General features: G+C 74.3%; 15 protein-coding genes. 11 read left to right on the forward strand and 4 right to left on the reverse strand.

The genetic code is table 11. The annotated features are described in order from the left end of the window. Positions 1–136 precede the first annotated feature (136 nt). The gene (locus ACH4T9_RS00635) at positions 137–844 is read left to right on the forward strand and encodes a hypothetical protein (protein WP_396669106.1); all 708 of its coding nucleotides are present in this window, start codon (positions 137–139) and stop codon (positions 842–844) included. A 91-nt stretch (positions 845–935) separates the two neighbouring features. Continuing rightward, on the forward strand, positions 936–1565 hold the full coding sequence (locus ACH4T9_RS00640) for a DUF305 domain-containing protein (protein ID WP_396669107.1): 630 nt from the start codon (positions 936–938) through the stop codon (positions 1563–1565). Positions 1566–1701: 136 nt separating this feature from the next. Here the strand turns inward: ACH4T9_RS00640 and ACH4T9_RS00645 are convergent, their stop codons facing one another. Beyond that, positions 1702–2004, reverse strand: coding sequence for a metal-sensitive transcriptional regulator (locus tag ACH4T9_RS00645; RefSeq protein WP_396669108.1), 303 nt, complete (start codon positions 2002–2004; stop codon positions 1702–1704). 148 nt (positions 2005–2152) lie between these two features. On the opposite strand from ACH4T9_RS00645, the gene ACH4T9_RS00650 reads away from it, so the two are divergent. The 5 genes from ACH4T9_RS00650 to ACH4T9_RS00670 all read left to right on the forward strand — a co-directional run bounded on the left by ACH4T9_RS00650 (position 2153) and on the right by ACH4T9_RS00670 (position 6659). Beyond that, on the forward strand, positions 2153–2362 hold the full coding sequence (locus ACH4T9_RS00650; protein WP_396669109.1) for a heavy-metal-associated domain-containing protein: 210 nt from the start codon (positions 2153–2155) through the stop codon (positions 2360–2362). A 28-nt stretch (positions 2363–2390) separates the two neighbouring features. Continuing rightward, complete coding sequence (locus ACH4T9_RS00655) at positions 2391–3419, forward strand: hypothetical protein (RefSeq protein ID WP_396669110.1); 1029 nt, start codon at positions 2391–2393, stop codon at positions 3417–3419. 13 nt (positions 3420–3432) lie between these two features. Then, positions 3433–5688 (forward strand): heavy metal translocating P-type ATPase, encoded by a 2256-nt coding sequence (locus ACH4T9_RS00660; protein WP_396669111.1) that lies wholly within the window; start codon positions 3433–3435, stop codon positions 5686–5688. 126 nt (positions 5689–5814) lie between these two features. Then, positions 5815–5988, forward strand: a complete 174-nt coding sequence (locus ACH4T9_RS00665) for a CsbD family protein (protein WP_387021395.1) — start codon at positions 5815–5817, stop codon at positions 5986–5988. A 176-nt stretch (positions 5989–6164) separates the two neighbouring features. Continuing rightward, on the forward strand, positions 6165–6659 hold the full coding sequence (locus ACH4T9_RS00670) for a hypothetical protein (protein ID WP_396669112.1): 495 nt from the start codon (positions 6165–6167) through the stop codon (positions 6657–6659). An 82-nt stretch (positions 6660–6741) separates the two neighbouring features. Here ACH4T9_RS00670 and ACH4T9_RS00675 read toward each other — a convergent pair whose 3' ends face one another. Next, positions 6742–7989 (reverse strand): DUF2786 domain-containing protein, encoded by a 1248-nt coding sequence (locus ACH4T9_RS00675; RefSeq protein ID WP_396669113.1) that lies wholly within the window; start codon positions 7987–7989, stop codon positions 6742–6744. Between the two features lie 405 nt (positions 7990–8394). On the opposite strand from ACH4T9_RS00675, the gene ACH4T9_RS00680 reads away from it, so the two are divergent. After that, entirely contained in the window at positions 8395–8751 is a 357-nt protein-coding gene (locus tag ACH4T9_RS00680; protein WP_396669114.1) for an STAS domain-containing protein, read from the forward strand. 20 nt (positions 8752–8771) lie between these two features. Here the strand turns inward: ACH4T9_RS00680 and ACH4T9_RS00685 are convergent, their stop codons facing one another. Both ACH4T9_RS00685 and ACH4T9_RS00690 read right to left on the reverse strand, forming a co-directional pair. Then, positions 8772–9221 carry an ATP-binding protein gene (locus ACH4T9_RS00685; protein ID WP_396669115.1) on the reverse strand — a complete coding sequence of 150 codons (450 nt, stop codon included), beginning with the start codon at positions 9219–9221 and terminating at the stop codon, positions 8772–8774. A gap of 59 nt (positions 9222–9280) precedes the next feature. After that, complete coding sequence (locus ACH4T9_RS00690) at positions 9281–10180, reverse strand: SDR family oxidoreductase (RefSeq protein WP_396669116.1); 900 nt, start codon at positions 10178–10180, stop codon at positions 9281–9283. 149 nt (positions 10181–10329) lie between these two features. Between ACH4T9_RS00690 and ACH4T9_RS00695 the strand changes: the two genes are divergently transcribed. The 3 genes from ACH4T9_RS00695 to ACH4T9_RS00705 all read left to right on the forward strand — a co-directional run bounded on the left by ACH4T9_RS00695 (position 10330) and on the right by ACH4T9_RS00705 (position 12405). Continuing rightward, positions 10330–10665 (forward strand): YnfA family protein, encoded by a 336-nt coding sequence (locus ACH4T9_RS00695; RefSeq protein ID WP_396669117.1) that lies wholly within the window; start codon positions 10330–10332, stop codon positions 10663–10665. 159 nt (positions 10666–10824) lie between these two features. Continuing rightward, the gene (locus ACH4T9_RS00700) at positions 10825–11700 is read left to right on the forward strand and encodes a riboflavin kinase (RefSeq protein WP_396669118.1); all 876 of its coding nucleotides are present in this window, start codon (positions 10825–10827) and stop codon (positions 11698–11700) included. A 9-nt stretch (positions 11701–11709) separates the two neighbouring features. Continuing rightward, the gene (locus ACH4T9_RS00705; protein WP_396669119.1) at positions 11710–12405 is read left to right on the forward strand and encodes a pentapeptide repeat-containing protein; all 696 of its coding nucleotides are present in this window, start codon (positions 11710–11712) and stop codon (positions 12403–12405) included. Positions 12406–12407: the final 2 nt, after the last annotated feature.

Here is a 12407-nt window from a genome sequence, read left to right on the forward strand (position 1 = left end):
ACTGACCTCCGGGTCGATCGGCCCGCCCCGGGTGCGGGGGCCGGTCGCCGCATCGGCCGGGACCGGTGGGCGGCGGTGCGACCGCTCGTGGCGTGTTCGGCCCGGGCATCCGGCCGGACCGGCTAGCGTGGACCGGGTGCGGACGGCGACGGTGCTGACTGCCGGGCGGTGGGCCCGGCTCGCGCTGCTGATCTGCACCCTGGTCGGGCTGGCCGCGATGCACACTCTCGGCCACGGCGCGCACGGCGGCGAGGGCCACGGCGGTCACGACCGGGCAGGGTCTCCCGATGCGCACCCGGCCGCCTCCTACCGCGCCACCACGATGGGCGGCGCTCCCGCCGTGACCGCCATGACGGGCGCTGCCCTTCCCGTGGCCATCGGCGCTGCCTTCCACGCGGCCGGCGCGGCCCTCCACACGGCCGACGCAGCCCTCCACACGGCCGGCGCGGCCTTCCATGCGACCGACGTCACCTTCCAAGCGGCCGACGCGGCCGGGGCTGCCCTTCCGGTGGCCGACGGTGGGGCGGGTGCCGTACTCCGCGTCGGCGTGACGCGGGTGGGTGCGATGCGGATGTTGCCCGAGGGCTGTCCGGTGGCGGGGTGCCCCTCCGCGCGGCTGCTGCCCGCCGGCGATCCCGGTGCCGGCCCGCCCGGCTGGAGCATCTGCCTGGCGGTGCTCGGCGCGCTCGCCGTGGCGCTGTTCGTGGCCGTACTCCTGCTCAGCGGGGTGCGGTCGGTCGGTCCCTCCGCCCGTCGGCCCGCCGGGCCGCCCGCCGGTCCGCGTGCCCCACCGCCCCGGCCGATCGGCCTGTGGCTGGCCGAGATCTCGGTGTCGCGTACGTAGGACGCCCCGACGCGGGCGCCCGGCCCCTGCTGCCGGCGACCCGTGTCCCCGTCCTGCCCGCGTACGCACTCGACATCGAAGGATCCAGACCGTGACCACTCGTACGATCGCGCGCCGCGCCGCCCTGGCCGGCGGGGCGCTCATCGCAGCCCTGGCCCTGACCGCCTGCGGCTCCGCCGACCACACCTCCTCCGGCCACGACACGCCGCCCGCCGCGACCAGCGGTGCACCGGCGAGCGGGTCGGCCACGTTCGGCGACGCCGACGTGATGTTCGCCCAGATGATGATCCCGCACCACCGGCAGGCGGTGGAGATGGCCGAGTTGGCCGACTCCCGGGCCGCCGACGCCGAGGTCAAGCGCCTCGCCGTTCAGATCAAGGGCGCCCAGGGGCCGGAGATCGCGACCATGGCCGGCTGGCTCACCGGGTGGGGTCGCCCCGTCCCGTCGGACGGGCCCGGGCACGGGATGCCGGGGATGGACCACGGCATGCCCGGGATGATGTCCGACGCGGACATGACCAGACTGGCGGGCGCGACCGGCTCGGAGTTCGACCGGCAGTTCCTGACCATGATGATCGCCCACCATGAGGGTGCGATCACCATGGCGAAGGAGGAACTGGCGAAGGGCACGCACGCCGACGCCAAGGCGATGGCCCAGGGGATCGTCACCGCCCAGCAGGGCGAGATCGACGCCATGAACAAGATCCTCGCCCGGCTCTGACGCCGGCGGCCTTGTGGTGGGGGCGGGTCTTTCCGGCCCGTCCCCGGTCCCAGGCGGCGAGCCGGAGGCCGGTCCCGGTCACGGGACTGGATTGGGCCCGGCGGTGGAAAACGGGATCGGGCGGCGGTGGGCGCGGTCAGCCGCGCTTCATGAGGCGGCCGACGGCGGCCATCATCTCGGTGGCCATCTCGTCGGCCCGGCCCCCGGCCGCACCCTCGTGCATGCAGTGCCGGGCGTGTCCGTCGAGCAGGCCGAGGGCGACCTTGTCGAGGGCGGCCTGGATCGCGGAGATCTGGGTGAGCACGTCGATGCAGTAGCGGTCCTCGTCGACCATCTTCTCGATGCCGCGGACCTGGCCCTCCACGCGGCGGAGCCGCGCGAGCAACTGGTCCTTGCTGGCGGTGTACCCCCGGGTCGGGGTGGGCGTCGGTGCGGTCATGGCATCGAGGATAACCTACCCCCAGGGGGTATGCTACGGTTCTTTGCGGCAGCGATACCCCCCACGGGTATCGGGATGCTTGAGATGGCTGTGGTCCGCCTCACGATTACCCCCCGGGGGTATGGTGGGCCAGGAGAGGGGAATTGCGATGATCACCACGGCATACCAGGTGCAGGGGATGACCTGCGGGCACTGCGCCACCTCGGTCAGCACCGAGATCGGCGCGATCGAGGGCGTCAGTGACGTCCAGGTGGAACTGGCCGCCGGCCGGGTCACCGTCACCAGCGAGGGCCCGCTGGACACCGACACCGTGCGCGCCGCCGTCGACGAGGCCGGTTACGACCTCGTCGGCGCGTGACGCCGCCCACACAGAACCGAGGTACCCGATGAACACGGCGACGAAGCTGAGCGGTTTCGCCCTCGGCCTCGCGGCGGTGTTCGGCGCGGCGTACGGGGTCGGCCGGGTGGCCGGCCCCGTCGCCCCGGCCGCCGAGACCCGCCACGACGCCGGTGACCCCGCCCACGGCAGCGCCGCGCAGCCCTCCGGCGACGCGCGCTCCTCCACCGACGACGCCGCAGCCCACCTGCCCGGCGGGCTGCTCGTCTCCGACCGGGGCTGGACCCTGGCCCCGGTGGCCGCGCCGGCCGGCGAGTTCGCCTTCCGGATCACCGGCGCCGACGGTGCACCCGTCACCCGTTACGACGTCGCGCACGACAAGCGGATGCACCTGATCGTCGCGCGGCGGGACCTCTCCGGCTTCCGGCACGTCCACCCGGAGTTGGCTCCGGACGGCACCTGGCGTGTTGCTTCCCCGCTCGGCGGCCCGGGCGTCTGGCGCGCGTTCGCGGACTTCACCCCCACCGGTGGCCCGGCGCTGACCCTCGGCGTCGACGTCACGGTGCCCGGCCCGGTCGACACCCGGCCGCTGCCCGCGCCGGCGAGCAGCGCCACGGCCGACGGCTACACCGTCACCCTGGCCGGCTCGCCGCAGCCGGGCCGGCCCACCGAGCTGACCCTGACCGTGAGCCGGGACGGCACGCCGGTCACCGACCTGCAGCCCTATCTCGGCGCGTACGGGCACCTGGTGGCGCTGCGCCAGGGGGACCTGGCGTACCTGCACGTGCATCCCGAGGGTGCGCCCGGGGACGGGCGGACCCCGGCCGGGCCGGCGGTGACGTTCTCCGCGGAGTTCCCCTCGGCCGGTGCGTACCGGCTCTACCTCGACTTCAGGCACGGCGAGGCGGTGCACACGGCCGAGTTCACGGTCGTCGTGGGCGCCTCCGCCGTGCCCGGCGGCGCGGCGACGAGCACGCCGGCCGCCACCACCGCCCCGACCGCCACCACCGACCCGACCGCCACCGGCGCCCCGAGCGCCGGTGCCGGGCACGGGGTCCCCGGGCACGGGCATGACTGACAGGAGGGCTGAGATGACCTCGCCCACGCGGCCGTTGCAGGTCGCAGAGAACCGGATCGAGCTGGCGATCGGCGGGATGACCTGCGCTTCCTGCGCCGCCCGGATCGAGAAGAAGCTCAACCGGATGGACGGCGTGACCGCCACGGTCAACTACGCCACGGAGAAGGCCACCGTCTCGTACGCCGACGACATCAGCCCGGACGACCTGATCGCCACGGTGCAGAAGACCGGCTACACCGCCGTCGTGCCGCCCCCGCCCGCCCGGGCCGGCGCAGAGCCCGCCGTCGAGCCGGTCGACGAGCTGCGCGGGCTGCGTACCCGGCTGTGGGTGTCGGTCGCGCTGGCCGTGCCGGTGATCGTGCTCGCCATGGTTCCGGCCTGGCAGTTCGACTACTGGCAGTGGCTGTCGCTGACCCTGGCCGCCCCGGTCGTGGTCTACGGCGGCCTGCCCTTCCACCGGGCCGCGCTCGTCAACCTGCGGCACGGCGCGGCGACCATGGACACCCTGGTCTCGCTGGGCACCCTGGCCGCGTTCGGCTGGTCGCTGTGGGCGCTGTTCCTCGGCGACGCCGGGATGCCCGGCATGACCCACCCGTTCCGGCTCGACATCACCCGCACCGACGGCGCCGGCAACATCTACCTGGAGGCCGCCGCCGGGGTCACCGCGTTCCTCCTCGCCGGCCGGTACTTCGAGGCCCGGTCCAAGCGGACCGCCGGGGCGGCGCTGCGCGCCCTGCTCGAGCTGGGCGTCAAGGACGTCGCCGTGCTGCGCGGCGGGGTGGAGACCCGTGTACCGGTGGACCAGCTCGCGGTGGGGGACCGGTTCGTGGTCCGCCCCGGCGAGAAGATCGCCACCGACGGGGTGGTCGAGGACGGCACCTCGGCCGTCGACGCGAGCATGCTCACCGGCGAGTCCGTCCCGGTCGAGGTCGGCCCCGGTGACACCGTGGTCGGGGCGACCGTGAACGCCGGCGGCCGGCTGGTGGTCACCGCGACCCGGATCGGCGGCGACACCCAGCTCGCCCAGATGGCGAGGCTGGTCGAGCAGGCCCAGACCGGCAAGGCGGCCGTGCAGCGGCTGGCCGACCGGATCTCCGGGGTGTTCGTCCCGATCGTGATCGCGCTGGCCGCCGGCACACTGGGCTGGTGGCTCGGCTCCGGTGCCGGCCCCACCGCCGCGTTCACCGCCGCCGTGGCGGTGCTGATCATCGCCTGCCCGTGCGCCCTCGGCCTGGCCACGCCGACGGCGCTGCTGGTCGGCACCGGGCGGGGTGCCCAACTCGGCATCCTGATCAAGGGCCCGGAGGTGCTGGAGTCCACCCGGCAGGTGGACACGGTGGTGCTGGACAAGACCGGCACCGTCACCACCGGGCGGATGTCCCTGGTCGACGTGCTCCCCGCCGAGGGCGGGGACGCCGCCGAGCTGTTGCGGCTGGCCGGGGCGCTGGAGGCGGCCAGCGAGCACCCGATCGCCCGGGCCGTCGCCGCCGGGGCCGCCGACGCGGGGCCGCTCGCCCCGGTCACCGGTTTCGCCAACGTCGAAGGGCTCGGCGTCACCGGGACCGTCGAGGGACGCGAGGTGACCGTCGGCCGGCTGCGGCTGCTGCGGGAGCGCGGACTCGACGTACCGGAGGAGGTCGAACGGGCGGTGACCGGCGCGGAGGCCGCCGGCCGGACGGCCGTGCTGGCCGGCTGGGACGGGCAAGCCCGGGGCGTGCTCGCGGTGGCCGACGCGGTCAAGCCCACCAGCGCGGCGGCGGTCGCCGGGCTGCGCGCCCTCGGCCTGACCCCGGTGCTGCTCACCGGCGACAACGCCACGGTGGCGAAGGCGGTGGCCGCCGAGGTCGGCATCACCGAGGTGACCGCCGAGGTGCTGCCCGCCGACAAGGTGGACGTGGTGAGGCGGTTCCAGGCCGAGGGCCGGACCGTGGCCATGATCGGCGACGGGATCAACGACGCCGCCGCCCTTGCCCAGGCAGACCTGGGCCTGGCCATGGGTACCGGCACCGACGTGGCGATCGAGGCGAGCGACCTGACGCTGGTCCGGGGCGACCTGACCGCCGCCGTGGACGCGATCCGGCTGTCCCGCCGCACCCTGGCGATCATCAAGGGCAACCTGTTCTGGGCCTTCGCCTACAACGTGGCCGCCCTGCCGCTGGCCGCCGCCGGCCTGCTCAATCCCATGATCGCCGGGGCCGCGATGGCCTTCTCCTCGGTCTTCGTGGTGGCCAACAGCCTCCGCCTGCGCCGCTTCCGGCCGGCGGCCTGACCTCGCCCGTCCCAGCGATCACGGCGGGTGACCGTCGTCTCCGTCGGGCGAGGATTGGGCAGCCGGGTGGCGGGGTACCTCCATGACGTCGCAGTACCGACAAAACGGCACCACTGGAGGTAGATCATGGGCATGGACGACAAGATCGCCAACAAGTCCGAGGACGCCGCCGGCAAGCTGAAGGAAGGCGCCGGGCGGGCCACCGACGACGAGCGCCTCGAGGCCGAGGGCCGCAACGACCAGTCCAAGGCCAAGCTCAAGCAGGCCGGCGAGAAGATCAAGGACGCCTTCAAGAGCTGAGAACCAGCTCTTACCGTGCCGGGTCGGCTCTCGCCGGCCCGGCGCTTCGCGTGTCGGTGGCCCGCCCCCACGCGGCCGGGTGGCCGCGCCGCGTGCCGGTCGGTACGGTACGTGACGTCCTCCGGCATGCTTGGGCGGTCCACAACCCAACGGGGGAGAACATGTCTCGTCCTGCCGTGACCGCGCTCCGGGCCGCCGCCCTGGTGACCCTGACCATCTTCGCCGCCGGCTGCCAGTCGGGCGGGGATGCCGCCGAGGAGCCGGCTGCCGCGCCGCCCACCAGCGCTCCGACCGCGCCGCCCACCAGCGCCGCCGCGCGGCCCTCGGAGTCCCCGACCGCCGTGACGGCCGCCAACACCGACGAGGTGTGTCGGGCGGTCGACAAACTGATCGTCGCGGGGAGCAAGAGGATCGCGTCCGACTCGGCCACCGCCACCCGGGACGAGGAGACCAACGACGAGCTCAACGCCCGGCTCAAGCGGACCCTCGCCGGCCTGGCCGACGACGTCCGCAGGCAGGCGGCGCGGGCCGAGGACCGCGAGATCGAGGCGCTGATCTCGGACACCGCGAAGCAACTCGACGGGGGCGCCCGGTCGGCCACACCGGTGAAGTGGCTGAGCACGACGTTCGTCGACATCCCGCCGAAGCTGGCCCGGAGGTGCCGCGCCTGACGGGCCCTCGCTCGGGTCTTCCGACCGCCGGGCGCAGCCGGCTGCCTCCGCCGACAGGCGACCCCCGGGCCGCCGCCCTTCGTCAGCGGGCCGGTCGGCCGCCGCGCAGCGGCCGGGGCGGCCGGCCGGCCGGGTCCAGCGACGCCCGGTCGGCGGCCGAGGTGCCGGAGGACCAGCCCTCCTCGTCGGCGACCGTGAGCCGTTTGCTGGTGACCCCGGGGAAGAGGTCGTCCAGCCGTTCCCGCACCGCCTCCGTGCGGGCCGCGAGCACCGGCAGCAACCGGTCCGCCCCCTGCTCCAGGGCCGCCTCCCGGCTCGCCTCGTCGGTGGCGGAGCGCAGCCGTTCGCCGATCCGCAGCGCGAACGCGTTGAGGAACGACTCGTCGTACGCCTTCGTCCGCCGGCTGCCGCCCGCGGACCGGCGCTCGGTCCGGCCGCGCAGCATCGCGGCGGTGGCCTGCACCAGCAGCGACGTGTAGATCAGCTCGACGGCGGCCAGCTCGGCCGGGAAGCCGAGCACGGTGGCGAATTCCAGGTCGTCGGACCAGACCGACTCGCACCGGTTCGCCGCCGCCACCTCCTGCACCAGCAGCGCCTTCGCCCCCGGGTAGGGCGGCTCCGTGCCGAGTCGCACGCCGCCGGGCACGTCGGTTCGCTCGGCGGTCGCGGCGACCAGGGCGACATCGAGGCTGTGCCGGGTCATCAGCTCCTGCGCCTTGCCGGTCAGCGCCTCCGCCTCCGCCGGGAAGGTGGTCGACTCGGCCTTGGCCAGCAGGGCCCGCACCCGGTCGAGCATCCGCGACCCGCTGCCACCGGCAGGAACGGCCGCTGCCCGGTCGGTGGTGCCGGGCGGCGGGCGGAGCACCGCGATCGGGGGCAGCCCCTCGACCAACGCCAGCACGTCCACCGCGTCGCGCAGGGCGGCGATCCGGTCGGTGCCCTCCCGGGCCGCCCAGGACGTCAGGTAGCGGCGGTCGTCGTCCCACCACACGGCCGCGTCGAGGCCGGCGAGCTGGTCGTCCCACCAGCCGGGAACCGTGCCGGCCAGGTCCCGGCGCTGGGCGGCGGTCAGGTCGACCACCAGCCGCCCGGCCGGCGGGCCGAGTCGGCGGGCCGCGATCCGGGCCAGGTCCGCCGGCTGCCAGCCCCGGGGCCAGAGCCGGCCCACGCCGCGCACCAGGCGGGCCACCAGGGCGGCGTCCACCGCCGCCGGGCCGTCCGCGACGCCCGCGCCGACCACCAGCCGGTCGAGCTGCCGTTCCGCCGCGCGTACGTCGGTGCCGCGCGCCGCCGCGAGGGCGTCGGCGACCAGCTCGTCGGCGTCCGGCACGGTGTCCTCCGTCAGTCCTGGTCCCCGGTGTTCGGCCGGCGGCTCGCGGGGCGGGCCGGTGCCGGTCCGCCCGGAAACCGTACCGCCGGGCCGTGCTGGGCCGGGCCGGGCGTGAGCGCCACCACGTCCGGCCCGGAGACCCCCGGGGTCGGTCGTCGCGCCGCTCGTCGTCCCCAGCCGCCCCCGTGCCGGCGAAGGCTGCGGGGCCGAGCCGGAGGCATGTTCGCCGCCCTGCCGGCCGGTAGGGCGGCCCGTGCCGGCAGGCTCGGGCGTGGCCCCGGAGGACGCGATTGATCCGGGTTACGGCTACCCTGGGGCGAACGAAGCCGGTACCCGCCTTCTGCTACGAGGGACCGCTGCCGGTCACCGATCAGGGGGAGTGGTTCGTTGAGCCCCGCCAGGCCGATGCCAGAGCCATGGCCGACGTCCAGTCACCTGTCGATCACCCCGCTCTCGGTCACCGGGAACCGGGGGCTGCTCGCCGTGACCGGCGAGGTCGACCTGGCCACCTCCGGTGAGCTGGCGGCGGCCCTGACCGGCGTCCTGGACGGCCCGCCGCTGGCCGCGCTGGAGGTCGACTTCGGCGGGGTCCGGTTCCTGGATTCGTCCGGCATCCTGGTCCTGCTGCGCACCCATGCCCGCGCCGCCGAGCAGGGCTGCCGGCTCACGGTCGTCGACGTCCAGCCCGCCGTGCGCCGGGTCCTGGAGATCACCGGCGTGCTGGCCACGCTTGGCCTGGACACCACGTCCCCGACCCGCTGACGGCCAGGCCGCGGGCTCGTTCACCGTCCGTCGCCCTGAGCCTCCCCGCGCGGGAAGGACGCCCAGATGTGCTTCGTGTCCTCCGTGGCGTACCAGCCGACGTCCAGGGAGAAGGCCCGGGCGAGCTGGAGGCCCCGACCGCCGGCGCCCAGCGGGCAGGTGTCGGCCAGCTCGGGCACGGTGGTCAGGTCGTGGTCGGTGACGTCGAGGATGAACACGTCCTCGTCCCGCAGCAGCCGGACCGTGGTCGGCGGCAGCCCGTGCAGCAGGGCGTTGGTGGCCAGCTCCGTGGCGACCAGTACGACCCGCTCGGGGATGCCGTCGAGTTCCTCGCCCTCGGCGATGGCGTGCCCGGTGAACGCCTCGTGCAGGGACGCGCGGAGGCCACGAAGCTCCGCTCCGGTGGACAGGGTCCAGCAGCGCAGTTCCGTGGCGCGGGGTGGTGGCGGCGACGTATGCAGCAATCCCATCATCCCGGTTTACCCGCGGGGCCTGCCGCTCACACGGCGTCCGGCGGTCCACCAGCCGGTCACGCCAGTGGCTTGCCACCGGTCACCCCGAGCACCTCGCCCGTGACGTAGCTGGACTCCTGGGAGGCGAAGAAGACGTACGCCGGGGCCAGCTCGGCCGGCTGGCCGGCCCGACCCAGCGGCACATCCGCGCCGAACGATTCGACCTTCTCCGGGGGCATGGTCGCCGGGATCAGCGGGGTCCAGATCGGGCCGGGCGCCACACAGTTGACCCGGATGCCCCTGTCCGCCAGATTCTGCGCCAGCCCTTTGGTGAAGTTGACGATGCCGGCCTTCGTGGTGGCGTAGTCCAACAGGTCGGGAGAGGGCTGGTACGCCTGGATCGACGCCGTGTTGATGATCGTCGCGCCGGGTGCCAGGTGCGGCACCGCCGCCTTGCAGAGCCAGAACATCGCGTACAGGTTGGTCTTGAGCACCCGGTCGAACTGCTCGGTGCTGATGTCGGTGATCCCGCCGGCCTGCGACATCTGGTGGGCGGCGTTGTTCACCAGGATGTCCAGGCCGCCGAACTCGTCGACGGCCCGCCGGACGATCTCCTGGCAGTGCGCCTCCTCGCGGATGTCGCCCGCCACGGTCACCACCGTGCGACCGGCGTCGCGTACCAGCCGGGCCGTCTCCTCGGCGTCGGCCTCCTCCTCGGGCAGGTAGGTGATCAGCACGTCCGCGCCCTCGCGGGCGAAGGCGAGGGTGACGGCCCGGCCGATGCCGGAGTCGCCGCCGGTGACGATGGCCCGCCTCCCGGTCAGCCGGCCGGTGCCCCGGTAACTTTCCTCGCCGTGGTCGGGGGCGTCGGGCATCTTCCAGGTCTTCCCGGGGGCGGACTGCCGTCCGCCGGTCTGCTCGTCCGGGGTGCGGAACTGCTCTTGGGGGTCCTGCCGGTCGTGCTGGTCGTGGCTCACGATCCCATCCCTTCTTGCCGCTGGTGCGCGGTACCGGTCAGTGATTCCCCTACCGGGCCCGCCCAACCAGATCCGGGCCGTGAAGCGCCGGGCGGCACCGGGAGTCACGGTGCGGGGCCGGCGGGGGCGGCTGGGGTACGGTCCGGCAGGTGACCGTCGTCCGTTCGCTGCTGTTGTTCGCCCTCGCCGCGCTCGCCGAGATCGGCGGCGCGTGGCTGGTGTGGCAGGGCTGGCGCGAGCACCGGGGCCTGTGGTGGGTCGCCGCCGGCGTGATCGCCCTCGGCGCCTACGGCTTCGTGGCCACCTTTCAGCCCGACCCGAACTTCGGCCGCATCCTGGCCGCCTACGGTGGGGTGTTCGTGGCCGGCTCCCTCGCCTGGGGCATGTTCGTCGACGGGTTTCGCCCTGACCGGTGGGACCTGACCGGCGCGGCCGTCTGCCTGCTCGGCGTCGCCGTCATCATGTACGCCCCGCGCGGCGCCTGACCGGCTCCACCGCACCCGGCCGGCCGAGCAGGTGACGGTGGGTGACCGTGCGCTCGCCGAGCACGGCCGGGTCGCCCGACGGGCCGGTAAGGTTGCGCGGTGCGTATCTGGCGAGGCGTCTCAGACGTACCTTCCGATGTGGGCCCGTGCGTCCTTGCCGTGAGCGACGGATCGCAGCCCGGAGGCGACCGGCTGGTGTGGAGCGGCGTCGCGGAGGCACGTCGACGCGGGGTGGCCTGCGTGCTGCTGTTCCTGGTGGCCTCGCCGGCCGAGGCCGTGGCCGTCGAGGACGACGGACGACTGCTCGCGGGCCTGGGCGTGGACGCGATCTGTGTGCAGCCGCTCGCCGTCGTGCCGGCGGGTGGCGGCTGGGACGAGTCGGCGGTCGCCACCCTCGTGGCGAAGCTGCCGGCGGTGGCGCTGGTGCTCGACCCGGCGGCCGTTGCCGGCGGCGGGGGCGACCCGGCGGCGCGGGGCCGGCTTGCCGGCGTGGCCGTGCATGCCGTCGACCCGTCCGGGCAACGGCAGCCGGACCGGCTGTCCGTGGCCTACGTCAGGGAACGCCTGCTGGCGGGTGACGTGGCCGCAGCGGCGGAGACGCTGGGCTGCCCGCACCGGGTGGCGGGGGTGGTCGTGCACGGCGAGGGCCGGGGGAGTGGCCTCGGTTTTCCCACCGCGAACCTCGCCCTCGCCAAGCATTCGGTGGTGCCCGGCGACGGCATCTACGCGGGTTGGTTCACCGTGGTGGACAGGAGTTGGTCCGACGGGGACATGGCCGGGGGTGTCCGCTATCCCGCCGCGATCTCGATCAGCCGGAACCCCACCTTCGAGGGCCGTCGACGCACCGTGGAGCCTTACGTGCTCGACGTTGCCGCCAACCTCTACGGCCAGGCGGTGACAACCGACTTCGTCGAGCGGGTACGCGTTCCTGAGCGCTTCGACTCGATCGAGGAGTTGATCGCCACCATGCGACGGGACGTCGAGAACGTTCGATCGGTGTTGCGTGCTGCGCGGGGATCCCGGCGTCTCGGCTAGCCTGCGGGGATGGTGGTGCGATCGTCGCGTGGTGGTGCTGGTCGGTGGCGGGCGCCGGTGAAGCCGAAGCCACCGGCGTCGCTGGAGCTGGCCACCGTGGAGAGCGCCGCCGTCGAGGACGAGGCCACGTTCCGCCGGCTGGGCTTCTTCGATCTCGACCTGTCGGGACGGTCGGCGGACGGGGCCGAGTTCGCGCAGTGCCGGTTCAGGGGCACGGACCTGAGCGGGGTCGGGCTGGAGGGAGCGAGGTTCACCGACTGCCTGTTCGAGAGCACGAACCTGGCGAACCTGCGGGCGGAGAAGTCGTCGCTGCAGCGGGTGCGGCTGTCGACGGCGCGGATGACCGGCGTGCAGTGGATCAACGGCGCGGTGCGGGATGTGACGGTCTCGGACTGCCGGCTGGACCTGTCGTCGTGGCGGTTCACGGCTTTCACCAGTGTGGCGTTCGAGGGGTGCAACCTGACCCGGGCGGACTTCCAGAACGCGGACCTGCGCGGGGCCCGGTTCACCGACTGCGACCTGAGCGGTGCGCAGTTCTCCCAGGCGACGTTGGAGGGCACCCGGTTCGCCAACTGCGTCCTGGCCGGGATCGGCGGCGTGACGAGCATGGCCGGGGCGATCGTGGCCCAGCAGGACCTCGCCGCCCTGTCGTACACCCTGGCGGGGGCGTTGGGCATCCTCATCGAGGACACCGACGGCGAGTGAGC

Source organism: Micromonospora sp. NPDC020750 (assembly GCF_044334565.1).
In the GTDB taxonomy this organism is placed as follows: Bacteria; Actinomycetota; Actinomycetes; order Mycobacteriales; family Micromonosporaceae; genus Micromonospora.